General features: G+C 39.3%; 19 protein-coding genes. 11 read left to right on the forward strand and 8 right to left on the reverse strand.

Translation table 11 applies throughout. The features are described from left to right. The first annotated feature begins 359 nt into the window (after positions 1-359). Positions 360-1,535 carry a zinc-binding dehydrogenase gene (locus tag HMPREF0014_RS24970; protein ID WP_006581503.1) on the forward strand — a complete coding sequence of 392 codons (1,176 nt, stop codon included), beginning with the start codon at positions 360-362 and terminating at the stop codon, positions 1,533-1,535. Between the two features lie 90 nt (positions 1,536-1,625). Here HMPREF0014_RS24970 and HMPREF0014_RS24975 read toward each other — a convergent pair whose 3' ends face one another. Further along, complete coding sequence (locus HMPREF0014_RS24975; protein ID WP_001254610.1) at positions 1,626-2,573, reverse strand: LysR substrate-binding domain-containing protein; 948 nt, start codon at positions 2,571-2,573, stop codon at positions 1,626-1,628. 245 nt (positions 2,574-2,818) lie between these two features. Between HMPREF0014_RS24975 and HMPREF0014_RS24980 the strand changes: the two genes are divergently transcribed. The 3 genes from HMPREF0014_RS24980 to HMPREF0014_RS24990 all read left to right on the forward strand — a co-directional run bounded on the left by HMPREF0014_RS24980 (position 2,819) and on the right by HMPREF0014_RS24990 (position 6,867). After that, the gene (locus HMPREF0014_RS24980; protein ID WP_006581502.1) at positions 2,819-4,039 is read left to right on the forward strand and encodes an acyl-CoA dehydrogenase; all 1,221 of its coding nucleotides are present in this window, start codon (positions 2,819-2,821) and stop codon (positions 4,037-4,039) included. Between the two features lie 224 nt (positions 4,040-4,263). Next, positions 4,264-5,586 (forward strand): MFS transporter, encoded by a 1,323-nt coding sequence (locus HMPREF0014_RS24985; RefSeq protein ID WP_006581501.1) that lies wholly within the window; start codon positions 4,264-4,266, stop codon positions 5,584-5,586. A 51-nt stretch (positions 5,587-5,637) separates the two neighbouring features. After that, positions 5,638-6,867, forward strand: coding sequence for a CaiB/BaiF CoA-transferase family protein (locus HMPREF0014_RS24990; RefSeq protein WP_006581500.1), 1,230 nt, complete (start codon positions 5,638-5,640; stop codon positions 6,865-6,867). A gap of 103 nt (positions 6,868-6,970) precedes the next feature. Here the strand turns inward: HMPREF0014_RS24990 and tcuB are convergent, their stop codons facing one another. From tcuB to HMPREF0014_RS25025, 7 genes are all read right to left on the reverse strand, one after another. Beyond that, positions 6,971-8,104: a tricarballylate utilization 4Fe-4S protein TcuB gene (gene tcuB / locus HMPREF0014_RS24995; protein ID WP_006581499.1), complete on the reverse strand. Its 1,134-nt coding sequence runs from the start codon at positions 8,102-8,104 to the stop codon at positions 6,971-6,973. Beyond that, positions 8,094-9,500, reverse strand: coding sequence for an FAD-dependent tricarballylate dehydrogenase TcuA (gene tcuA / locus HMPREF0014_RS25000; RefSeq protein ID WP_006581498.1), 1,407 nt, complete (start codon positions 9,498-9,500; stop codon positions 8,094-8,096). The genes tcuB and tcuA overlap by 11 nt, the downstream gene beginning before the upstream one ends. A 103-nt stretch (positions 9,501-9,603) precedes the next feature. Next, entirely contained in the window at positions 9,604-10,533 is a 930-nt protein-coding gene (locus HMPREF0014_RS25005; RefSeq protein WP_006581497.1) for a LysR family transcriptional regulator, read from the reverse strand. Positions 10,534-10,664: 131 nt separating this feature from the next. Then, positions 10,665-11,459, reverse strand: a complete 795-nt coding sequence (locus tag HMPREF0014_RS25010) for a substrate-binding domain-containing protein (protein ID WP_006581496.1) — start codon at positions 11,457-11,459, stop codon at positions 10,665-10,667. Between the two features lie 93 nt (positions 11,460-11,552). Beyond that, positions 11,553-12,863, reverse strand: a complete 1,311-nt coding sequence (locus HMPREF0014_RS25015) for an MFS transporter (protein ID WP_006581495.1) — start codon at positions 12,861-12,863, stop codon at positions 11,553-11,555. A 278-nt stretch (positions 12,864-13,141) separates the two neighbouring features. Beyond that, positions 13,142-14,071: a LysR family transcriptional regulator gene (locus HMPREF0014_RS25020; protein ID WP_004710433.1), complete on the reverse strand. Its 930-nt coding sequence runs from the start codon at positions 14,069-14,071 to the stop codon at positions 13,142-13,144. Positions 14,072-14,186: 115 nt separating this feature from the next. Beyond that, positions 14,187-14,795, reverse strand: a complete 609-nt coding sequence (locus HMPREF0014_RS25025) for a LysE family translocator (RefSeq protein WP_006581494.1) — start codon at positions 14,793-14,795, stop codon at positions 14,187-14,189. 255 nt (positions 14,796-15,050) lie between these two features. Between HMPREF0014_RS25025 and HMPREF0014_RS25030 the strand changes: the two genes are divergently transcribed. The 7 genes from HMPREF0014_RS25030 to HMPREF0014_RS26420 all read left to right on the forward strand — a co-directional run. Further along, entirely contained in the window at positions 15,051-15,923 is an 873-nt protein-coding gene (locus tag HMPREF0014_RS25030; RefSeq protein ID WP_006581493.1) for a LysR family transcriptional regulator, read from the forward strand. A gap of 368 nt (positions 15,924-16,291) precedes the next feature. Then, positions 16,292-17,278 (forward strand): DUF1852 domain-containing protein, encoded by a 987-nt coding sequence (locus HMPREF0014_RS25035; RefSeq protein WP_020992410.1) that lies wholly within the window; start codon positions 16,292-16,294, stop codon positions 17,276-17,278. Positions 17,279-17,299: 21 nt separating this feature from the next. Next, positions 17,300-18,343: a methionine synthase gene (locus HMPREF0014_RS25040; RefSeq protein WP_006581491.1), complete on the forward strand. Its 1,044-nt coding sequence runs from the start codon at positions 17,300-17,302 to the stop codon at positions 18,341-18,343. Between the two features lie 185 nt (positions 18,344-18,528). After that, the gene (locus HMPREF0014_RS25045) at positions 18,529-19,020 is read left to right on the forward strand and encodes a flavin reductase (protein ID WP_004888630.1); all 492 of its coding nucleotides are present in this window, start codon (positions 18,529-18,531) and stop codon (positions 19,018-19,020) included. Positions 19,021-19,699: 679 nt separating this feature from the next. Next, positions 19,700-20,251, forward strand: coding sequence for a TetR/AcrR family transcriptional regulator (locus HMPREF0014_RS25050; protein ID WP_020992411.1), 552 nt, complete (start codon positions 19,700-19,702; stop codon positions 20,249-20,251). Positions 20,252-20,674: 423 nt separating this feature from the next. Continuing rightward, positions 20,675-21,376, forward strand: coding sequence for a hypothetical protein (locus tag HMPREF0014_RS25055; protein WP_020992412.1), 702 nt, complete (start codon positions 20,675-20,677; stop codon positions 21,374-21,376). A gap of 34 nt (positions 21,377-21,410) precedes the next feature. Next, a partial coding sequence (locus HMPREF0014_RS26420; RefSeq protein WP_020992413.1) for a calcium-binding protein occupies positions 21,411-24,654 on the forward strand: 3,244 nt, incomplete at its 3' end.

Raw genomic sequence — 24,654 nt, forward strand, 5'->3', positions numbered from 1 at the left:
AGAGCCACTGATAATAGTTTGGTTTTGCTATGTTTTTGTGAAAAGCGTTGAGTTGAGTTTTTTGAACTTACTATATTTGTATAAGTTTTAATTTTGATGACATTGTTCTGGCCTAAGAAGACAACCCAGTCTGTGTAAGATACGAGCATAAAGATTTTTATTGTTTTTAATTTCGCTGAGCCTGTTTTTTGTTGACTCTTCAAGAGTAGATTGGCTGAAGAATGGTCATTGGTATTTTGGCTTTTACTTGTAAAGATGAATAAAGGCTTGCTAAAGACCAAACCGATAAAGCGATTAATTTATCTGTAGAAATCTATTTCTGGCAAGTAAATGAAAAAGAAGAAATAGGAAGCACTCAAATGAAGTCGGTACTTTGTCATCAAGCAACATTACAAGTCGTGGAGCAACCGAACTTAACACCTGCAAAAGGGCAAGTTTTATTGGAAGTGGTGCGATGCGGGATCTGTGGTTCAGATTTACATATGCAGCACCACTGCGACCACATGCATGATTTGGCTGCACGTGTAGGGTTTAATGGTTTAGCGAAGTCCACAGACCCGTTTGTACTAGGACATGAGTTTTGCGGCAAGGTTTTAGACTACGGCCCAAAAACACGCCATAAATTTAAAGCGGATACACTCGTTTGTGCAATGCCGCTTTTAAATGTAGATCAGCATGGTTATTTGTCAACAGGCCTTTCTCCAAATGCTTCGGGTGGTTATGCCGAGCAAGTATTGGCTCAATCAAGCTTGATGTTTGAAGTACCGAATGGTCTAGATGCAGATAGTGCTGCCATGACTGAACCGATGGCAGTTGCATTGCATGCTGTTCGCCGTAGCCGTGTAAAAACAAGTGAGCCTGCGATTGTGGTCGGTTGTGGTCCTGTTGGGTTAGGTGTCATATTAATGCTTAAAGCAGCGGGGGTTAAAACCGTAGTTGCCAGTGACTTTTCTCCAAACCGCCGTAAGCTTGCCGAGCAATGTGGTGCGGATATTGTGGTAGACCCTAAAGAGACATCGCCATTTGCCAACTGGAAAGAGTTTGGTTTACTTGGCAATGTTTCGGATGCCATTAACATGGGCATGGGGCTGTTTGATAAGTTACAAGCGACTCGTTTACCGTGGTGGCATGGATGGCGCATGATTGATAAATTAGGCGCTCTGCCAAAACGCCCTGTTATTTTTGAGTGTGTTGGCGTACCGGGCGTTTTACAGCAAATTATTGAAGGTGCACCTTTATTTTCCCGAATTGTTGGGGTGGGCGTGTGCATGCAAAGTGACAAAATAGAACCAGCACTTGCGATTAATAAAGAGTTAGAAATTCAGTTTGTATTGGGATACACGCCGCTTGAGTTTAGAGATGCGCTACACATGATTGCAGAAGGTAAAGTGAACTGTTCACCGCTCATTACGGGTGTTGTTGGCCTAGAAGGTGTAACTAATGCATTTGAAGCGTTACGTGATCCTGAACAGCATGCCAAAATCTTGATTGACCCTAAACGTAGCGGTTCAGATATTCAATTAATGAGTCATTAATTTCAAAGCCATTAACGCTTAACTAAAAAGGTTGTGATTTGATTAATCACAACCTTTTATGAGTATTGAGTGTAAATGAAAGCTGCTGAGCTAATTCGTATTAGTCTTTAGTTGTTCTAGTTCTTGGTAAATCCACTCAACAAATTTTTGAATAGTCGGTGAGATGTCTTGGCTCGAATGAATGAGATAGTACTTCCGGCTGCCTTTTAGTTTTTTATTGGAAACAATCACCAGTTCTTTTTTTTGTAGTTCAGACTCAATCAGCATTTGTGGAATTAAAGCCATTCCCATGTCATGACTCGCAGCAACCGCAAGCATTGAAAATAACTCGTGACGTTGTCCATCAAAAGGTTTCGGGTGCTGCATGTGATGAGTCAGAAACCATTCTTGCCAAATACTAGGCCGAGTGGTTTGTTGTAGTAGGGGGATTTTCAGCAAATCTTCAGGGCTTAAATCATAAGTATTCTCATTAATCATCACAGCATCTGGAAAATACTTTTCGATGAGTCTTGGTGAGCACACAGGTACAATTTCTTCATCCATTAAATAATGTGCTTGTATGCCGGGCCAGTGGTCAATCTGCTGCTGCGTACCTGCAAAAATCGCAGCATCAAAAATATTGTCATTAAATAAAAAGGGCTTGGTACTGGTTTCTAAATGAACCGTAATTTCAGGGTGTTTTTGATTTAAAAGATGGAGCTTGGGTAATAACCATCGCGTTGCGAAGGTAGGAACTACACCTAACTTTAATGTTCCACCTAAACCTTTATGAGAAATCACATCGGCCGTACATTTCTCTAAGCCTAATAAGTAAGGTTTAATACTTTTAAAATACTGTTGACCAGCAATGGTGAGTTCAACACCATGCCGAGTACGTATAAAGAGTTCAACGCCCAAGAAGTCTTCTAACTGCTGAATTTGGCGCGAAACTGCACTTTGAGTAATGCATAGCTCTTGCGCAGCATAGGTATAACTTAGATGTTTTGCTGCACTTTCAAAGCAAATCAGGCCCTGAATGGATGGGATGCTTCTTCGCATAAATAAATCCTTTTATTTGTCATCATATTTCAAAACAGCATATGACCTACATGCAAATATCCGAGTTTAGTATAAAAATAAGCCATTTTTAATGAAATACAATGAATTAAATATCTAAATTTAAACCTTCTTATTTTAAATATGCGTAAGTTGCATATCTGCATGAACATTTATCGTTTGATTACTGAATTTTTCACGCATAACATCGAGTTAAATAAAGAAGATCAAATCAAGCAGAGGATGCGATGAATCACATGGTGACAACAAAAAAAGCAAAAGTTCAATTTAACTGGCAAGACCCATTTTTAATTGAGCAACAGCTTAGCCCAGATGAGCGCATGATTCGTGATGCGGCTCATGCCTATTGTCAAGAACGTTTGCAACCACGTGTACTTGAACAATTTCGTCATGAAACAACAGATCCATCTATTTTTCGTGAAATGGGAGAGCTTGGCTTACTGGGGCCAACCATTCCTGAGCAATATGGCGGCGCGGGTTTGAACTATGTGAGTTATGGTTTGGTTGCGCGTGAAATTGAATATGTCGACTCGGGCTACCGTTCTATGGCGAGCGTGCAAAGCTCATTGGTGATGGTTCCAATTCATGAATTTGGTACTGAAGAACAAAAGCAAAAGTACTTACCTAAACTTGCCACTGGTGAATACATTGGCTGTTTTGGTTTGACTGAACCTGACCATGGTTCAGACCCGGGCAGTATGATTACTCGTGCTAAAAAAGTTGACGGTGGTTACCGTTTAAGTGGCGCAAAAATGTGGATTACCAACAGTCCAATTGCTGATGTATTTGTCGTTTGGGCAAAAGAAGTTTCTGCGGAAGGCAATGTGGGTGACATTCGAGGCTTCATTTTAGAAAAGGGCTGGGAAGGTCTATCTGCGCCTGCCATTCATGGCAAGGTCGGTTTACGTGCCTCGATTACAGGTGAAATTGTGATGGATAACGTTTTTGTACCTGAAGAAAATGCGTTTCCTGAAATTCGAGGTTTAAAAGGCCCATTTACCTGTCTAAATAGCGCTCGCTATGGCATTGCATGGGGGGCAATGGGTGCTGCTGAGTTCTGCTGGCATACTGCACATCAATACACCATGGACCGTAAACAATTTGGTCGTCCGTTGGCTGCAAATCAGCTGATTCAAAAGAAACTGGCAGATATGCAAATGGAAATTGCTTTGGGTCTACAAGCAGCTTTACGTTTCGGCCGTATGAAAGATGAAGGCATTGCATCAGTTGAAGGCACGTCCCTAATTAAGCGTAATAACTGTGGAAAGGCACTTGATATTGCCCGCATGGCACGTGACATGATGGGTGGAAACGGCATTAGTGACGAGTTTGGCGTAGCACGTCATTTGGTCAATCTTGAAGTCGTAAATACTTATGAAGGCACACATGACGTTCATGCCTTGATTTTAGGTCGTGCACAAACAGGCATAGCCGCATTTAGTAACTAACTCATTCATTTTAAAAATAGAGGTGTTCTTTTGGGAGCACCTGTAGGGATTTTTACGCAAAAATTTATGGAAAATGACAAGATTCATCGTAAGGATACTCATGTGAAGATGTACCTCTGTGTACTTAAAACCAAATGTAAGATGATGAAAATGTAAAAGATTAAGTCATACAGAAAACATAAGTAGGCTGCCGATGACTCATTTGGGAAAATGAGGAACTAAAGATGAACAATGACGTTCAAGTAATATCGAAAGAATTGAGAACTACATTTCCAAGCAATCTTGGAACATATGAAAAGATCGGACCGAATACATGGAAATGGGCATTGTTATTTGCTTATTTTGCGATGGTGGTCGATGGCATTGATATTATGCTGCTGTCTTATAGCTTGACCAGTTTAAAGGCAGAGTTTGGGTTAAGTACCTTTCAAGCGGGTGCCTTAGGTAGTGCTTCTTTAGCAGGTATGGGTATTGGCGGGATTTTGGGTGGCTGGGCATGTGACAAGTTTGGTCGTGTACGAACCATTGCCAACTCGGTGACCTTCTTTTCTGTAGCAACTTGCTTATTGGGCTTTACGCAAAGCTTCGAGCAATTTATGGCTTTACGTTTTACTGGTGCTTTAGGAATCGGAGCACTCTATATGGCTTGTAATACCTTAATGGCTGAATATGTGCCCACCACTTACCGTACCACGGTCTTGGGCACGTTACAGACGGGTCAGACTGTAGGTTATATTGCAGCGACCCTATTAGCTGGCGCAATTATTCCAGATCATGGCTGGCGTGTTTTGTTCTTTCTGACCGTAGTACCTGCTTTCGTTAATATTTTCCTGCAACGATTTGTGCCAGAGCCAAAATCTTGGCAGCTCACCAAAATTGAAAGCTTACAAGGCAATAGACAACCAAAAGAAATGGTGGTGGCTGAAAAGCCGAAAAGTAGCAGTATCTATAAGCAAATCTTTAATAACTTTAAGCACCGTAAAATGTTTTTGTTATGGATGACCACAGCATTCTTCTTGCAGTTTGGTTATTACGGCATTAACAACTGGATGCCAAGCTATTTAGAAACAGAAGTGCATATGAACTTTAAAAACTTAACCAGTTATATGGTGGGTTCATATACAGCAATGATTCTAGGCAAAATTTTAGCGGGTTATCTTGCTGATAAATTTAATCGCCGTGCTGTTTTTGTGTTTGGAACAATAGCCAGCGCCGTGTTTTTGCCAATCATTATTTTCTTCAATACCCCTGACAATATTTTGTATTTATTAATCACCTTTGGCTTCTTATATGGCATTCCATACGGTGTAAATGCGACTTATATGGCTGAAAGCTTTTCAACCGATGTACGCGGAACAGCCATTGGCGGTGCTTATAACATTGGTCGTGTCGGGGCAGCGATTGCACCAGCCACCATTGGTTTCTTGGCATCGGGTGGAACTTTTGCCATGGCCTTTATTGTGATGGGTGCTGCGTATTTTGTTGCAGGGGTATTGCCAGGCTTATTTATTAAAGATCGTCAGTACGATCCACAAAGACAATCATAAACAATGACAGGGAGGTGCATTAGTACCTTCTAAAAAGATAAGGGTATCGTTATGGGTGCATTACAAGGAATTCGAGTTTTAGATTTAAGTCGTGTACTTGCAGGGCCTTGGTGCGGGCAAATCTTGGCAGACCTTGGCGCGGAAGTGATTAAAATTGAACGTCCTCGAGTTGGTGATGACACTCGTATGTGGGGGCCACCATGGATGCCCGATCAAGACGGAAACATGACCCGTGAATCTGGCTATTTTCAGTGTACCAACCGCAATAAATATTCGGTTGCGGTGGACATTACTACACCCGAAGGTCAGGCCGTAATTTATGAAATTGCCAAGACTGCCGACGTGGTGATTGAAAATTATAAGACAGGGTCTTTGGCTAAATATGGTTTGGACTATGCTTCCTTAAGTGAGCTGAACCCGAACATTGTGTATTGTTCGATTACCGGTTTTGGGCAAGATGGCCCACGTGCAGAAGAACCCGGCTATGATTTTATTATTCAGGGTATGTCAGGCTTAATGAGCATTACCGGCGAGCCTGATGATGTTGCCGGCGGTGGTGCACAAAAAGTTGGCGTGGCTGTTGTTGATATTCAAACTGGTTTATATTCAACCATTGCCATTCAAGCCGCATTGATTGCACGCTCGCAAACGGGACGTGGTCAATATATTGATATGTCACTCCTTGATGTACAGGTCGCGGCACTGGCAAATCAGGGAATGAACTATTTAGCTTCAGGTAAGGCCCCACAGCGCATGGGTAATCAACACCCAAGCATTGTGCCTTATCAAACTTTTAAGGCTAAAGATAAAGAATTTATTATTGCTTGTGGTAATGACAAACAGTTTAAAGACTTGTGTGTTGCGATTGGTTATCCAGAACTACTCGAAAATGAAAAGTTTGTGCGTAACCAAGACCGCGTCAAATATCGAGATGAATTGATTCCTTTATTGTCGGAGCACTTTTTGCAGAAAACTGCCAAAGAGTGGGTCGACATGATTCATGCGCTTAAAGTACCCGTAGGTGTAATCAACTCTATTGAAGATGCTTTGGCTGAACCACAAATCGTCCATCGTAATTTGGTGGTGAATATTCCTCATCGTTTAAATGAAAACTTTCAAACCATAGGCTCACCCATCAAGTTGTCTGATACTCCCGTTGAATATCATCATGCACCGCCAGAGTTGGGTGAACATACCGCTCAAATCTTATCGAGATTTAAAACAGCAGAAGAGCTTGCTGCATTAAAAGAGAAGGGCATTATTGATGGAAAAATTGCTTAAGCTATTACCGTTTTCAATATGGCCATTCAATTATCATTGTAGTTGAATATAAAAAACCGCTTTTATAGCGGTTTTTTATTAGGAAGTTTTTCTAATCTTGAACTTATGACTTTTTAGAAATACGCTCTTCGATGGCAAATTTGAGTAAAGAAGCACTGCGGTAAAAACCGTGTGCGAACTTTCCAAATGGCATGGTAATGAAGAAGGTCATGACTGTAGCTAAATGGAAAATCAGTAAAAGTGCCATGTAAGGGGTATTACGAAATGCCATGAGAGCTAAACCTGAAGCACTGACTAAAATTAAAAGGAAAATAAAGCCTCGATCTACAGGTTTTTGCTCGCGGTCACCATGTAATGGGTGGCGTTTAAGGTTTAAATAGAGCAAGCCAGATGGTCCAATCACTAAGCCAAACCCACCCAACGTACCCAAAATCACAGGCAAGCTAAAGATAGGGTAAGGTGCATGCAGGTTAAGGAAATAGTGATATAAAGTCGCTACGCCTGTGGCTGCAAAGCAAAGCATAAAGCCATAAAAGGTGAGGTGATGGAACACGCGGCGAATTTGTGTGTAACGGTCATCTTGCTCATTACAGCCTTTGCCATGTCCACCATCTAAATATTTAAGCGTTAATACATTTTGGGTAGCTTGAACTAGATCTGGTTTCTCAACTTTGCCATGAATAACTTTAGAGGTTTGACGCCAGAATTTACTAATGCCAATGCCGAGCAAAACAATCGCAACTGTAAAGGTCACTCCAAAAAGTAGAGCTAAAAAGTTATGCGGGAAAATCGCATAGAAATTACCTTGATAGCCTGCAATCAGGTCAGTGCCTTTGTACCACACCACAGCTAACATGCATAAAAAGAAAATAGCTGATAATGCTGAGACAAAAGGAATTCCTACAGACTTATAAAGTCGGCCTAAAGGCTGAGGGGTCGCAAACTCTTGGTAAGTTTCCAAACGTACTTGCGCCATCGCTTTTGGAATATTTACACCAAACTCATGTGGCGGGGCATATTGGCAAGCATGTAAACAAGCACCACAGTTATGGCATAGGTTTGCGAGGTAATGAATATCGGCTTGATTAAACTCAAGACGTTTGGTCATGGCCGCAAATACAGCACAAAATGACTCACAGTAACGACAAGCATTACAAATTTGTAGGGCTCTTTGAACTTCCTGCTCATGGTCAGAGAGTTGAACAACTGGAATTAGGGCTTTAGTACTAGCATTCATGTTCAACTCCTTGTGAAAGTGCATAGTGGGCTGCATTTTTTCCGGCAATGCGTCCAAAGGTTGTGCCGATCGACATACCGACCCCAGCGGTATAACCCTGACCGAGTACGTTACCTGCCATCATTTCACCTGCGACAAACAAATTGCGGCTTGGCTTATTGTTAAAACGCACCGCAGCATCATCTTCGACTTTTAAACCTAAATAGGTAAAGGTAATGCCGGGTTTAAGGGCATAGGCATAGAAAGGTGGCTGATTGAGAGGAACCGCCCAATGGGTTTTGTTGGGAACAATATTTTCGGTGGTGCAGTCATCTAAAACGGTATGGTTAAAGGTGCCTTGCACACAGGCTTGATTAAATTCTTCTACGGTGTGGCATAAGGTTTTTGCATCTAGCCCGATTTTTTCGGCCAATTCTTGAATGGTATTTGCTTTTACGCCCGCAAACACAGGTGGCATAAAGCGACCAATGGCTTTTGAGTCGATAATAGAATAGGCAATTTGCTGTGGCTGTTTGGCAACAAGGCGGCCCCAAATCGCATAACGTTTTGGCCAGAAGTCTTCGCCTTCATCGTAAAAACGTTCGGCTTTGTTATTGACCACAATACCCAGTGAAACGCAGTCAATACGGGTACAGATGCCGCCATCATATAACGGTGCGCGTGCATCTACGGCCACACAGTGCGATTGCGATGGGTCACCAATAATATCGGCGCCTTGATCTATCATAAATTTGAGTAAGTTGCCTTGATTAAAACGAGTACCACGAATAATGAAATTATCGGCAGGCCATTCGCCGTTTTCATTTTGTCCCCATGCTTCTCTTAACCATTCTAAATTTGACTCAAAACCACCTGCGGCCAATACACAGCTTTTCGCCTTAAACACACGGCCATCTTCGGCAATTGCAGCTTCAAAATGTCCTTGGTTTAACTTTAGATCTTTAATTTTTGTGTTGTATAAAATCTCAATGCCAAGTTCTTGGGCACTACGGTAGTACGCATTAATAAGAGCTTTACCGCCCCCCATAAAAAAGGCATTGGTACGTGCAACATGTAAAGCACCTGAGAGCGGTGGCTGAAAATTCACGCCATGTTTACGCATCCAGTCGCGGCAAGTCGCCGTGCTACGAATGACCAGACGAGCTAAGTGCTCATTAGTTTTTCCAGCAGTGACTTTAAGTAGGTCTTGCCAATATTCTTCTTCGGGATAGGCATCGACTAATACATCTTGAGGAGCATCATGCATGCAGCGAAGGTTACGGGTGTGTTGTGAGTTACCACCACGCCATTCTTTAGGTGCTGCTTCTATGACAAGCACAGAAGCGCCGCTTTCTTTTGCCGTGAGCGCGGCACACAGTGCGGCATTCCCACCACCAATTACAATAACATCATGCATGGATTTCTCCCTTTCTCAGCTAAGGTTAATGTAGCTTTAAAAAGGAAGGTGAAGTGAGAGGCTAAGCTTGAATGGGTGTTTAGTAAAAATAAACACTAAGCGCTTAAGTGTTTATGAGTTCCGCACCTGGCCAGCGCTTTTCATTAATTAAGTTAGTCACACAAGCACGAATCACTACTTTGGTGGCTAAAGTAGCAGGTGAGAGCTCTTCTTCAGACAAACTAATTAAATAGTTAATACGCTCAATGGCAGGCTCTACAACGCGTAGCAAACATAGGTCTTGTCGCGAGTTTAATGATGCACCCGCAGGTTGGATAGTTGCCATTTCGAGTTGGCTAATGCTTTCCATTAACAAATGCAACCCATCAATTTCATAAGCCACTTTAAGTTGATGAATTTTCTGTTCGAGCAACAAACGTAGTCCATGTCGTTGGCTCGGTAAAATCAGCGGAAGTTCTTTAAGCTGTGAATGAGTAATGGTTTGAGTGTCGATACAACTTTCAAGATGGTACTGACTCAGCACTTCTTTAGGCGAGATTAAAAACATTTGCTCTTTGACTAAAGGCTGTATGGCCCACTGTGGGTCGACATCGTCACTAAAGATGATAGCCACATCGAGCTGCCTTGCATTAACTAAAGCTTTTAAGTCACCCGATAACCCTTCGATTAAACGGACTTTAATATCGGGATAACGGTTTCTCATGAGTTTTAAAAAATGCGTGCCTATAACAGACGCGACACTTGGTGAAAAACCGACGATAACATGACCACTTAAGCGTGAAGAATGTGCAGAGTCTACCGCATGGTCTAGGTGCCTAAGCGCAAGTTGAACCTGTTGAAAAAAAGCTAAACCCGCGGGAGTAGGAACCGTACCCAAAGCAGTACGTTGTAAAAGGCGAATAGAAAGCTCGCTTTCTAATTTTGAAATTTGCTGACTTAATGCAGACGTTCCAATATCGAGATTTTTTGCAGCTTTACCCAAGCTTCCAGACTCGATCACTGCAATAAAGTACTTTAATTGTTTAAGTTCCACGGCAAATTCTACTTTGTCCTTTGTTAATTATTCTACACTGGTTTATTACGCTATATTTTGTTCTATTTTGCTGCGTAAACCGTTCAAAGAGTAAAGGCAACACCTGCTCAAGACGTTGCCTTTTAGAGCTTTTATTGTTTAACCTGCTCAAGACCCTGTTCTTCAATAATTCGTGTCGCTTGAGGCGATTTCACAAATTGAATAAGTTCTTTTGCGACTTTTGCATGTTCCGAATTTTTACCAATACCAGCAGCAAACACGGTAACTTTTTGGTAAGGCGCAGGGATTGGACCAACTAACTCAACTTGCCCATATTGGCCAGTGAAAGGTTTGATTTCACTAATTTGCTGGAAGCCAATATCAAACTGACCTTCGGCAATACGTTTTGCAACACGGTCGCCGACTACTTTTTCTGCTTTACCAGCAATCACTTTGTACTCGACAGGTGGGAAGCTTGGGAAAACATCTTTTTCAAGATGTGTACCACTCGCACTTGCTGAATAGCCGATGTGCTTGGCATTTAATAAAACTTTTTCAAATTTTGCCGCAGAGCTAATGTCTGGCTTTGGTGCACCTTTAGGCACAGCCATACCAATGCTTGAATTGACTAAAGTGCTTTGTGAATTTGGGTCGACATAACCTTTTTCTGCAAGTTTGCTTAGTTCAGGAGCAGCCAATACCACCACATCAAAGCGTTCACCACGATCGAGACGGTTTGGAATTGCAGTTGGCGATGCACCCATAGATGAACCAGACGAAAGGTGAACCGTATGACCAGTTTGCTTTTCAAATATTGGAATGAGTTTTTCCATAGATGAATAGAAACCGCCAGAGCTAATCACTTCTAACGTATCTGCGTTAGCAAGCGTTGAACCTAAGCCAGCACCAGCTAGGCAAATGGTCATGAAGATAGGGGACTTTTTCATAGTATCTCACTTTTAATGACAGGAGAGCACAGTACGGAGACTTAAGATCTGCCGTACTGTTCATTAAAATTTCAGGTTAAGTAGTTAGTTGTTTTAAGCGCTAACCTTTGCAGGTTCAGCAATCGCGTCAGATTTGTTCTGCTTAGAACCGCGACATAGATATAAACTTGAGATGAGACTACATACCGCAGCAAGCATGAGCCAGAACGCTGGTGTGCTTGCATTGCCAGTGTTTTCTACTAGGAAAGTACACGCCATTGGAGTCATACCACCAAAAATCGCGGCTGCAAGACTAAACGCTAAAGAGAAGCCAACGGTACGAACACGTTTTGGCATTACTTCGGCAAGCGTTGCGACCATAGTCCCGTTGTACATATCAAAGAAGAACGAGAAGTAAGCAAGAGTAATAAGTAGGTTTGAGAAGCTAATGTCGCTCACCAACCAGCTTAAAACCGGATAGCTGGTAAAGATCGCAAGAGTCGTAATACCTACTAATACTGGACGGCGACCAATTTTGTCTGAAAGTAAGCCACCCATTGGTAACCAGAAGAAATTCGATAAACCTACAAACACGGTTGCTAAAAGGCTATCTGTGACCGACATTTCTAAAGTACGTTTTGCATACACTGTGGTGTAAACCGTAATGAAATAGAACGTGGTTGTGGTCATCGCACTCATCATCATACCTGCAAGTACAATGCGCCAGTTGCTTGCCAATGTACTGAAAATTTCTTTGGTTGAAGGATGAGTTTTTTGTGCTTTAAATGCTTCAGTTTCCTCTAAAGTACGGCGGAATAAGAAGATTAAAGGAATGATCAAACAACCAATTAAGAACGGAATACGCCAGCCCCATTCACTCACTTGTGCATGAGTTAAAACGGTGTTGAGCCAATAACCAAATAACGCTGCAAACACGACCGCAATTTGTTGGCTACCAGACTGCCAGCTAGTAATAAAACCACGGTTTTTATCGGTTGCAATTTCTGCAAGGTAAATAGACACGCCGCCAGATTCAACACCTGCCGAGAAGCCCTGTAACAGACGGCCAATAACCACCAAAATAGGGGCCATAATACCGATGGTGTCATAACCCGGTACAAAGGTAATTAAAATCGTACCAATAGCCATCAGGCTTAAAGTCACAATCAACCCTTTACGGCGACCAATTCTGTCGACATAGGCACCCAAGAAAATAGAGCCAAGAGGACGCATAAGAAAGCCCGCAGCAAACACGGTAAATGTCATCATTAAAGAGACATATTCATTATCTGAGTGGAAAAATTTTGCTGCGATATAGGTGGCATAGAAACCAAAAAGAAAAAAATCGTACTGTTCTAAAAAGTTGCCACTCGTTACGTTTAATATTTTTTTAAAAGTAGCCCTACGGTTATTAACGACATCCATTGGAGACCTCCTTGGCCTGACAAAATGGAAACATTCACGATCTTCAAAGTTTGGACGTAAATTGATTCAATCAATAAACCTAAATAGGAAATGGGTTAGAGATGAGATTTAAAGGTGTCCTTCGTAGAAAATGTGATGCCTTGTTTCCAGTTCAAACTACACATCTATGTTTCGATAAACAGAAAACCACTTATCATTCGAAGGAAAATGTAATCTTAAAAAGCAGGGAGGAGTGAGAGGCGAAAATTAATTAGGTATTTAGAAAAATTAATGACCCTTTAAACAATAATTTCAGAACATGGCCAAATTTGGTTTTGAATTAACTCTTTAACACAGGCCTTAATGGCTGACTTGGCAGCAAGTGCAGCGGGTGATAATTCTTCTTCGGCAAGGCTTACCAAGTAGTTAATTCGTTCAACTTCTGGGTCGACGACCTTAAGCAATTGCAGCTTATGTTTATACTCTTGCAGGCAGGCACTTCCGGGCCTCACACTTGCAAGGTCAAGGTGAATTAGGCTGTCCATAAGCAAATGCAAGCCATCAATTTCATAGACGACATTAAGCTGTCCAATCTTGTGCTCAAGCAGCTTTCGTAAGCTATGGCGCTGACGTGGTAGTACTAAAGGAATATCGCCAATTTGCTGCGACTGAATAATTCCGCTTTTAATACATTCGCTAAGGCCGTATTTTTCGAGCACTTCTTTGCGCGCCATCAAGTACATTTGTTCGCGTACTAATGGCTGTATCGACCATTGTTTATCAATCTCATTAGTAAAAATAATAGCGATATCAAGCTGACGTGAATTAATCGACTGAATCAGGTTCCCCGACAGGGTTTCCACAATCTCTAAACGAATATCTGGATAACGTTCAGACATTAGTTTCATTAAAGGGATACCGATTAAAGCGGTAATGGTCGGTGGAAAACCAAGGCTGACATGACCAGACAACCGTGCCGAATGTGCAGCATCTATGGCAAAGTTCACCTGACGCAAAATAAGTTGCGAGTGTTTTAAAAAGGCAAGACCTGCTGGGGTTGGGGTCACACCAAAAGCATTACGCTGTAATAAACGAATGCTTAACTCTTGTTCGAGCTTACTAATTTGCTGACTAATCGCCGAAGCACCGACATCGAGCTTTTGGGCAGCTTTTCCGATACTGCCTGATTCAACGACCGTCAAAAAATACTTTATTTGCTTGATTTCCATAATAAATGTATTCGCTCATCATCCTTGATTTATAGAGATATGAAGGATTGGGAAATCTATCATGTATTTTTATATTAACAGCAATGTGTAAAAAGTTTCTGAAAATTAAGCGGCTCTACTGAAACTTAGTAAAAAGCAAAATCACACCTAAGACACATAAGATTGAACCAATCACCTTATTAATCTGTACTTGCTTGGCTAACATTTTTTGTCTCAGCAGCATGGATGAAAACAGCACCGCCACCAGTGAAAACCATATGAAATGCGCAAAAGACATAAAAAAGCCATAAGCCAAAAGAATAGTTTTCGGTGTCGTTAAACTCACAATTTGCGTATAGGTACTAATCACAAATAGTGTAGTTTTAGGGTTGAGGGCATTGGTAAAAAAGCCGTATTTTATGGCTTGAATACTGCCTATAGCGTTTAAAGCAACAGCGTCTAAAACTGGTTTTTGAGTAAAAGTTTTATAGCCAATATAGATCAGATAAAGCGCACCAATGTACTTAACAATATTCAAAATTTGCGGTGTATAAGTCATCACAAAGGCAACGGCGACTAATGTGTAGGTCACATGCACCAACACGCCAAGCGATATTCCGAGTGAAGTGAACACACCTATTTTTCTGCCATACAGATAACTATTTTTCGTCACGATCGCAAAGTCTGCTCCGGGACTAATCACTGCCAAAATCGTAATGAGAATAACTGCAATGAACTCTGCCATTATTTTGCCTCCACACTACAAATGAACAGTTTTATCTGTACTTTTTGGAATGTATTTGAGAGGGGAGCTGTTTTGCTTAAAGCTATTATTCTTTTGGTGAGGAAGATTGGGGCTTTACATTTATGAAGATAGATAGCGATATTCAATATGTTTTTCATCATCTAAAATGGGGTTTAATAAAGATGATTTTTATTTTGAACAGAAATCTAAAAATAAAAATCGATAAAAACGACTACACATTTATGAGTTTTTGGAATGATTGAAAGAATATCGCTGAATTCATTAAAATTTTTCTACTTTGTGGTGAAGTATGGCAGCGTCACTTTAGCTGCAAAGAAATTATTTGTGACGCAAAGTGCGGTCAGTAAACAGATTTATAATTTAGAAGAAGCTTTAAATACGACTTTGTTCGACCGAAAAAATAAAACGCTTGTGATGACTAAGCAGGGTGAAATTTTAATGAGTTGTTGCCATCAAGTTTTTGGTCAGCTTGATGAATGTTTAATAGAACTAAGCCAACCTAAAACTCACAACAAACAACTGGTCTTGTCGTGTGAACCGACGCTTTCCATGAAATGGCTCATTCCACGGTTATCAAAATTTAAAAAGCTCGGGCATGATTTTGAGATTGTGCTACTCACAGCAGGCGGTGTGGTCGACTTTGAAAAAGATAATATTGATATCGCAATTCGCCGAAATGACTTTGATTGGGGAGAGCATATTTATAGCGAAAAGATTGCCGATGAATATATCGCTCTAGTTCAAGCAACCAAGCCATCGGAAACAAACGACTTACTGATTTCGACCTCTAGACCGAATTTTTTCAAAAGCATGAGTCGCATTGCTGAGCTAAAGCAAAGTTTAAAAGGCTACACCAAAGTTGAACTCGAGCATTTTTATCTATGTTTAGAAGGCTGTTTGGCGGGACTCGGCGCGACGGTCATCTCAATTTATATAATTGAAAAAGAGCTTGAGTGGAACGCAATACAGAAAATTTCACCAATCGTTCAAGATAATTCAGCCTATTTTTTACTTTCTCATAGTGCTTTTGAGGAAGATCCACGCAAAACCATATTTTTAGAATGGCTAAAAACAGAGATGAATGAGAGTCAACATAAATTGCTTTAGGTTGAGCTGTTTTATTTAAAGAAAAATTATTTAATTGATTGAAAATAATCATAAATTTAAAAATTACAGGTGCTAAAACGTGAGTGCCGTATATTGAATTTCTGCTGTCTAAAAAAAACTAAGATGAAAAATATTTAACTCCCTACTTATTTATAAAACTCTAAACATGAATTTCACTCAGTTTTGAATGAGACTAAATCATTTTTATTCATGTTTTGATTGCGGTATAAATCTATTCATGCTCTGAAGCGCTCCAGTAATTCACTTTGATAAGACCATAAGGCACAAATCTGACAAGTCTGGAAAGTTTAAAAAGAGCAAAAAGTTTTTATTTAGGTTTTATCTCAGAAATTAGGGTACTGATCACAATGAGTAAAGAATTTACATTTACGATTAAGAGTATTTGTTTCGATGAGAACTATCGTCCAGCAGACAATACGCGTATTACAACCAACTTTGCTAACTTGGCGAGAGGGATGAGCCGCGAAGAAAATTTGCGCAATACATTACGGATGATCGACAATCGTTTCAATGCCTTAGCTCATTGGGACAACCCTAAGGGCGACCGCTATGGCGTTGAACTTGAAATCATTTCTGTTGAAATGAATATTGATGCCGAAAACCGTACTAGCGGGCTTCCTTTAATCGAAATATTGAAAACCAATATTGTTGATAAAAAGACCAATGAACGCATCGAAGGTATTGTAGGTAACAACTTCTCGTCTTATGTACGTGACTATGACTTTAGTGTGTTGTTGTTAGATCACAACAAAAATAAGTCTACGTTTAGCACGCCAGAAAAGTTTGGTGAACTGCACGGCAACTTATTTAAGAGCTTTATTAACTCTGAAACTTACAGAGCCAACTTTAAAAAGGCGCCTGTGATTTGCCTAAGCGTTTCAACAACTAAAGAGTACCACCGTACTGAAAACGAACATCCTGTTTTGGGTGTGGAATATAAGCAAGAAGACTATTCATTAACCGATGAATATTTCCAAAAAATGGGCTTAAAAGTTCGCTACTTCATGCCGCCAAATAGCGTTGCGCCGTTAGCGTTCTATTTTACAGGCGATTTGTTGAGTGATTACACCAACCTTGAGTTGATTAGTACTATTAGTACGATGGAAACATTCCAAAAGATTTACCGTCCTGAAATTTACAACGCAAACTCAGTGGCTGGAAAATCTTATCAACCAAGCTTGAAGCACCAAGATTATTCACTTACTCGAATTGTGTATGACCGTGAAGAACGTAGCCGTCTGGCTATAGAGCAGGGGAAGTTTGTTGAAGAGCAATTTATCAAACCATACCAAGCGATTCTTGAGCAGTGGTCTGCGAATTACGCTCCTAATTAATCAACATACAGGTCATTTAACATGAAAAAATTATTACCGACTTCAACTGCTGGCAGCTTACCTAAACCGTCTTGGCTTGCAGAACCTGAAAAGCTTTGGTCGCCGTGGAAACTTGAAAACGAAGGCTTAGTTGAAGGTAAAAAAGATGCGTTACGTTTAGCGTTACACGAACAACAACGTGCGGGCATTGATATTGTCAGCGATGGTGAACAAACCCGCCAACACTTTGTGACCACGTTTATTGAACACTTAAATGGCGTAGATTTTGAAAAGCGTGAAACAGTTCGTATTCGTGACCGTTACGATGCAAGTGTACCGTCTGTGGTTGGTGCGGTATCTCGTCAAAAGCCTGTATTTGTTGAGGATGCGAAGTTTTTACGTCAGCAAACTGATCAACCTATTAAATGGGCGTTACCTGGCCCAATGACTATGATTGATACACTTTATGATGGTCACTACAAGAGCCGTGAAAAGCTTGCTTGGGAATTTGCCAAAATCTTGAACCAAGAAGCGAAAGAGTTAGAAGCTGCTGGTGTAGATATTATCCAGTTTGACGAACCTGCATTTAACGTATTCTTTGACGAAGTAAATGACTGGGGTATTGCAACTTTAGAGCGTGCAATTGAAGGTCTAAAATGTGAAACTGCGGTGCACATTTGCTATGGTTACGGTATTAAAGCCAATACTGACTGGAAAAAGACACTCGGTTCAGAATGGCGCCAGTACGAAGAAGCTTTCCCGAAACTTCAAACTTCTAACATCGACATCATCTCGTTAGAATGTCACAACTCGCGTGTGCCAATCGACTTGCTTGAACTCATTCGTGGTAAAAAAGTCATGGTCGGCGCAATTGATGTCGCATCTAACCAGATTGAAACACCAGAAGAAGTGGCTAACACACTGCGTAAAGCACTTCAGTTTGTAGACTCAGACAAGCTTTACCCTTGCACAAACTGTGGTATGGCGCCTCTTTCTCGTGAAGTGGCACGTGGCAAGTTAAATGCGTTAACGGCAGGTGCAGAAATCGTTCGCAGAGAACTTACGGGTTTTGAACTTACTGCTTAATACTTACCAATAAGTGGTATAAAGGGTTACTTTTTTGATGGTAGTTGATAATCAAACAAGTAACCCTCATTTTACTTACTACATGTCGCTCTAATCAGATCGCATGTCGATAGTACCTTCCTGATGGAGTTGGGCGGTATAGCAAACACACAGGAAAAGGTACGGTTCAATTTAGGAATAATGTCATGGTTCAAGCAACAGACTTTAGAAATGCAATGTCTTTACTCACAAGTGCGGTTAGCGTTGTGACCACGGCAGGCATGTCTGGCCGTTTTGGATTTACTGCCTCTGCTGTTTGTAGTGTGACTGACACACCGCCGACATTATTGGTCTGTATGAACCAAGCTGCGAGCTCACATGCACATTTCCTAGATAACAAAATCTTAACCGTGAATGTGTTAGGCGCGCACCACGAACATATTTCAAAAGCATTTTCATCTAAGCTCACACCAGAAGAACGCTTTAAACATGGCGAATGGATTGAGTTAGAAACAGGTTCACCTGTGTTGGAAGATGCTTTAGTAAGTTTTGACTGCGAGATTGAACAAATTCAACAAGTCGGCACACACACGATTTTTATATGTCCGATTGTGGCGATAAAACAAAGCCAACATGACCAAAGTTTGGTTTACTTTAACCGTGCTTATCACCAAGTAGGGCAGACTGAGATTGTCTAATCCTACTTATCATTTCGTTATTTCATATAAAAAGACTCATTAAGAAATCAATAAGCATGGATCGCTTCTGTTTAATTTTAAAAATACAATTAAATATAATATCTTAAATAATAATTAAGTTAATCTAATGAAAAACAAAAAGAAATTTAAACACTTGTCATTAAAGCCACATTGACACATCCAAACTCTCAGATTATGCTTTGCGTGCTGGCCACATTGCCAGCCGGTTTTAGCAGACCGATCTTTGAGGACATTGAAAAAACACGTTTTTTTTGATGTAGACCCACTCGTCTCCCTTTTTGTAGCGGTAGGACGGAAGGGGGACACCTTCGGGTGTGCTGGGTTCTCGAAGCCAGTCTGCTAACCCTCTTTCGTTCTGCCACCATAATTCCAAATGAATGCTTTGGCAGAACTCCCAAAATTAGGAGTTGGCTATGCACATCCATCATTTCTTGGCACCCCGCGCCAAAAGCTATAACAACACAGCTTAAAAAATTACAGCAGCTTGAACGCCGTAGGGTTTTCAGGCTTAAAGTCATTTTTACTTAAAACTTAGCAAAACAAAATTTGAGATGTTCCAAGCACCGTCTTACGGCTTTGCTGTGCCTTTTTTTCTCCCAGAAAGGGCACAGGCTTTTTATCTCATTTAGAAACAACAAGAATTTATAACGGTAAAACTATGCCAACTTTAGAAATATCTTCCAGAAAATTACAGGTTATTCAAACTGCCATCCAACTCTTTACTACGTATGGGTTCCATAATGCAGGGGTAGACCTCATTGTTGAAAAGGCCCAAATAACCAAAACCACCTTTTATAAATATTTTGGCTCAAAAGAACGCCTAATTGAAATGTGCATCGCCTTTCAAAAAAGTCTACTCAGAGAAGAAGTGCTCTCGATTATTTACTCAAGTCGTTACTACACCCAAAAAGATAAACTCAAAGAAATTATTGTTTTACACGTCAATTTAAACAGCCTATACCATTTGCTGCTTAAAGCAGTTTTTGAAATAAAACGACTGTATCCGCAAGCCTACCGTATGGCAGTTGAATACCGAAAATGGCTACATCGGGAACTTTTTGACCTGATTTTTAGCTGTGAGACCCGTGCTTTCAAATTTGATGCAGACATGGTTTTAAACCTGATCGATGGTTTGCTGCTACAGGTTTTAAGTTCTACCAGTTTGAATGAACGGGATGTGGTGTTGGAACGGTTTTGGGGGAGGGGATGATAATATTTTTAGAAGAATAATTAGAATGTCTACTTTTTTGAACAATATATCAATTTAATTAAGAACATCTTAACTATTATCTAATTTAGATTAATTTCCATTGGAAAAAATCAAATTTTTATATGAATAAATTTTTTTATATATTTTTCTTATAAATTTTTTTATCTAAATATGAGGGGAATGATTGTGATTTATTTAACTATAAATTTAAAATTAAATAGTTTTAAATTTTATAAAAATTTAGTTTAATTACTTCGTTTTTTATTGGGGATTTCACTATAAATTTAATTTGTAGTGAAGTTTAATTTGAATAAAGCTATCTGAGCGACAAATTTTGTCGCTTATTGGTTTTTTCGTCTAATAAAAAATCATTTTAATTGTTAATATCTTCAACTTAATTTTGTGAACACACAGGGGAAAATTATGTCTAACAATGTATGGACTACAACTATAATGTTTGATGAAAACTATCGGGTATTTGGTTTAACTTTTCCTGATAAGTTTGACTATCTTGAATTTTATAAACTTAAAGAAGATACAGTAGAAGAAAAAAAACATAGATTACAACTGCTTGATGCTCGAATAGAAATTACTAAACGATATCATTTAGCTGAAAAAATATTATCTGAAAATGCTCCTACTATTTTATATGCACATGGCTTTGGTAAAACAGTCCAATTACCAAGTTTTTTTCGTACTCAGGAAGGGTTTGTAATTTTGACAGAGGCATGTGCTAACGTCCTTAAAAAATTTCGTTTGGGGCAGAGTGCTCTTTATCCATTATCTTTTTTTGATATTAAATTAAATGAACCGGTAAATGATCAAACATATTATTTTCTTAATATTGCTGAATTAAGAAGTTATTTATGTCCAGAATTTAGTACAGAAGAATTAACAAAATATAGAAATACTCGGCATAAAGGTTATCAACTTTTTGAGTTATACCATGCGGATTATGTGGATCATGCTATTGCCATAAAAAAGGAGGCTGTTGAATGTGAGGTTGACTTATGGCGAGATCCTGAACTTGATAATTCAATTTTTATGTCTGATGAGCTTAAGAAAGCTTTAGATGACGCACAGCTTAGCGATGCTTGGCAATTATTTTTATGCGATCTGAAATAATAACAAAAAATAAATAATATTAGGAATAAATAAAATGGCAAATTCTTTCCAAGTACATCATATATTACCTGTTGAACTATTTAACTCTGAATTTAAAGATGAAATAAACAAAATATTAGGTAGTGATACCTCACGTGTTACGGACGATAAGTTTAAAAATACAGCTTTACAGTCATTTAATAATCGAATTGCTCTATATTCAGATGCTGATCGCGCTGAAATGGCAAAAGCTTTACAGGACAGTGGACATCCCATCTCAGATAATCCGATTGGTGCGACACAGCATTACACTAGTCATCCTGAGTATAATAAGGCTGTTAAACAATGGGTTAAAGAAATTATTATTGATTCTAATTTAACACCTGAACAAAAAAAACTGGCAATTTTTGATCTACAAGCAACGCTTAAAGAGGGATTAACCACAGGCGAAATTATATTACATGGTGATAACGCTAAACAAAGTATTAATGATTATCTAAATAAACATACTATAACGCTCGAGCAATTATCTAATCCTGATAGTGAGCGCTATAAGCAAGCTGAAACTAGATTGGAAATTCATGCCGAAAATGACATAAAATATGCAAAAGTTGCAAATGAAAATGTAACGGTTACTGATGGTAAAACAAGTGCTGGAAATGTTGAATTTACTAAAACAGCTATTGCCGAAGCTATTGAGATAATAAAAACCCAGTCGTACGACTCCATTCCTTTAACTAATTTAATGAAAAATAATTTAGAAAAGTTAATTAATGGAGAAGCATTGTCTGATTCAAGTAAAAAGCAAATTATAGAAAATTTTAATCATGTTAAAGCGTATGTAAATGGTATTACCGACAAACCACCTTCAGGTGTTTATGAAAAATTGGTTAATTCATCTGCTGATCTATTGCAGAATGAACAAAAAACCAATCAATTAACAGAATCTTTGAAGAACTCGGCCCTCTCAGATAGTGAAAAATCAAATATTCAGAATGAAATTTCTAGATTGCAAGGTGAAAAAGTACTTTTAGATAATATTATTACAAAGCTTCAGGGCACTGTAGATTCTGCTAAAGTTGAATTAAGCTTGGGTGGCTTGAAGCATTCACAAGCTGGTTATGTTGATCTTCAACCTTTATATGATTCATTAAAGAATACTAAAGAAACCGTCCATCAAGATATTAAAGATATTGTTAAAAATAGTATGCTTAATATTGTAGATGGTCAAATTAAACTTAATCCTGAAATGTCAAATAATTTAGGCAAATACCTCAGTGAAAGTTTAATTGGTGGGAAAGTTGGCGCTGGTGTTATGGCGGCAGATTTCCTAAACAATACATTTGAAGGATTGGTAGTTGGGCTTGAAACTGGAAATTGGCAACCATTTCAAGAACAGGCAATAGAATATGGCCCACAAGCAGTTGTTGGTACAGTTCTATTTGCAGCAGGTGCCGAATTAATTCCTGTCGTAGCTGGTCTACTTGGTGTACCTGTTTTAGGTGAAGTTGTTTTAGGTGGGTTGCTTGTATACGGTGCTTATCAAGGTGGTAAAGCGATTGGTGAGCTTTTATATAAAATTTATGATCACATTGTTGACCATGGTATTCCTATTCCATTTGGTTTAGATAAATTATTTGATCCGAACAATATTTCAAAATGGATGGATGATGTTACACCTGACTTTATTAAAGACTGGTTAGGCCTAAATCGTGAAGGGCATCACTATTACTATGATCCACTTATTTTAGATTTAGATGGTGATGGTATTGAAACGGTTGCACATAATAAGCTAAATGGCGCGCTGTTTGATAACGATGCGGATGGGCTTAAGACTGCAACAGGTTGGGTAAGTCCTCATGATGGCTTATTAGTCTTTGATCGTAATGCGGATGGCATTATTAATGATGGTACAGAAGTTTTTGGTGATAATACTTACTTAAAAAATGGTGAAAAAGCTGAACACGGCTTTGATGCTTTAGCTGATTTAGATACAGATAAAAATGGAAAAATTGATGCGAATGATGAAGATTTTGCCAAATTAAAAGTTTGGAGAGACTTAAATCAAGACGGTAAAAGTCAAGAAAATGAATTGTTTGGTTTAGCAGATTTAGGTATCAAATCTTTAAATGTAGCCTATAACAATACTAATACTACTCTAGCCGGAAATAACATTTTAGTACAAGTCAGCTCGTATGAAAAAACAGATGGCTCTACTCTTAAAATGGGGGATGTTAATTTCAGTTTTGATTCAATCTACAGTGAATTCACGAATAGAATTGAAGTAAGTAAAGAAATTAAAGACTTACCAGAGCTGAAAGGTTATGGACGAGTACGCGATTTGCATGAGGCCATGTCTTTATCTTCTGATTTGGAGCAATTGGTAAGACAGTACGAATCAGCACAAACTTCAGAAGAGCAAAAAGGTCTATTACCTGAATTATTAAAAGCTTGGGCGAAAACAGATCCGTCATACCATGAGTATACAGAAAGTCTCTGGGCTTCAATGGTGAGTTCAAGCGGTCAGGGGGTCGCAGTTGCTGGTGGTAATAGAGGAGCAACAATTAGCTTTGATCAAATTGACCCAGCTATTCAAGCTGCGTTCAGCAATGCTAAATCTAAAATAGGTGTAATTGATAGTTTCTTAGGGACGAAAACTGAAAAACTGTTTTATATCGCTGAAAAAGATATTTTGAAGACAACTGAGTCGATCAATAATATTTATTCAAACATCACTTTCTCTATTTATAAAGGGCTTTATGGGCAAACAGCAATTTATAAGAATTATGCTGATAAAATTGCGAAAGAATGGTTTTTGACAGATAACGGTGATATTAGTTTTACTCTCAATTTTAAGAATGTTGAACAGGTATTTGAAAGCAAGTTTTCTTTAGATAATAAAAATACCTTTTTTGAATTGGTTGAGTTTACAGATCATATTATTAACATTTACAAGGATGTGCCTAAAGAGAGTTTTGAAGGTCTCCAAATTCTACTCTATAAAAAATATGAAGACTTTGATGATATTACCTTACTTGAAATAAATACTTTCTTAACCCAATACTCACCTACTCTTAACTATATTACAGGTACTAATGATGCAGACATCTTAAATGGAACTGCGAAATCAGAAATATTCTTGGGTGGTAAGGGTAATGATACGTTGAATGGCGATGCTGGTATCGATACTCTGGTTGGAGGTACTGGTAATGACAAACTGTATGGTGGAGCTGGTGCAGATATCCTGATTGGTGGCACGGGTAATGACTATCTTGAAGGTGGCACACAAGGTGATACCT

Origin of the sequence: Acinetobacter sp. RUH 2624, assembly GCF_000162375.2 — a bacterium.
GTDB lineage: Bacteria > Pseudomonadota > Gammaproteobacteria > Pseudomonadales > Moraxellaceae > Acinetobacter > Acinetobacter nosocomialis.

Excerpts from the sequence above, each read along its gene's own strand:
- HMPREF0014_RS24970 (WP_006581503.1), top strand. The coding sequence starts at position 360 with ATGAAGTCGGTACTTTGTCATCAAGCAACATTACAAGTCGTGGAGCAA.
- HMPREF0014_RS24975 (WP_001254610.1), bottom strand. The coding sequence starts at position 2,573 with ATGCGAAGAAGCATCCCATCCATTCAGGGCCTGATTTGCTTTGAAAGT.
- HMPREF0014_RS24980 (WP_006581502.1), top strand. The coding sequence starts at position 2,819 with ATGAATCACATGGTGACAACAAAAAAAGCAAAAGTTCAATTTAACTGG.
- HMPREF0014_RS24985 (WP_006581501.1), top strand. The coding sequence starts at position 4,264 with ATGAACAATGACGTTCAAGTAATATCGAAAGAATTGAGAACTACATTT.
- HMPREF0014_RS24990 (WP_006581500.1), top strand. The coding sequence starts at position 5,638 with ATGGGTGCATTACAAGGAATTCGAGTTTTAGATTTAAGTCGTGTACTT.
- tcuB (WP_006581499.1), bottom strand. The coding sequence starts at position 8,104 with ATGAATGCTAGTACTAAAGCCCTAATTCCAGTTGTTCAACTCTCTGAC.
- tcuA (WP_006581498.1), bottom strand. The coding sequence starts at position 9,500 with ATGCATGATGTTATTGTAATTGGTGGTGGGAATGCCGCACTGTGTGCC.
- HMPREF0014_RS25010 (WP_006581496.1), bottom strand. The coding sequence starts at position 11,459 with ATGAAAAAGTCCCCTATCTTCATGACCATTTGCCTAGCTGGTGCTGGC.
- HMPREF0014_RS25015 (WP_006581495.1), bottom strand. The coding sequence starts at position 12,863 with ATGGATGTCGTTAATAACCGTAGGGCTACTTTTAAAAAAATATTAAAC.
- HMPREF0014_RS25020 (WP_004710433.1), bottom strand. The coding sequence starts at position 14,071 with ATGGAAATCAAGCAAATAAAGTATTTTTTGACGGTCGTTGAATCAGGC.
- HMPREF0014_RS25025 (WP_006581494.1), bottom strand. The coding sequence starts at position 14,795 with ATGGCAGAGTTCATTGCAGTTATTCTCATTACGATTTTGGCAGTGATT.
- HMPREF0014_RS25030 (WP_006581493.1), top strand. The coding sequence starts at position 15,051 with ATGATTGAAAGAATATCGCTGAATTCATTAAAATTTTTCTACTTTGTG.
- HMPREF0014_RS25035 (WP_020992410.1), top strand. The coding sequence starts at position 16,292 with ATGAGTAAAGAATTTACATTTACGATTAAGAGTATTTGTTTCGATGAG.
- HMPREF0014_RS25040 (WP_006581491.1), top strand. The coding sequence starts at position 17,300 with ATGAAAAAATTATTACCGACTTCAACTGCTGGCAGCTTACCTAAACCG.
- HMPREF0014_RS25045 (WP_004888630.1), top strand. The coding sequence starts at position 18,529 with ATGGTTCAAGCAACAGACTTTAGAAATGCAATGTCTTTACTCACAAGT.
- HMPREF0014_RS25050 (WP_020992411.1), top strand. The coding sequence starts at position 19,700 with ATGCCAACTTTAGAAATATCTTCCAGAAAATTACAGGTTATTCAAACT.
- HMPREF0014_RS25055 (WP_020992412.1), top strand. The coding sequence starts at position 20,675 with ATGTCTAACAATGTATGGACTACAACTATAATGTTTGATGAAAACTAT.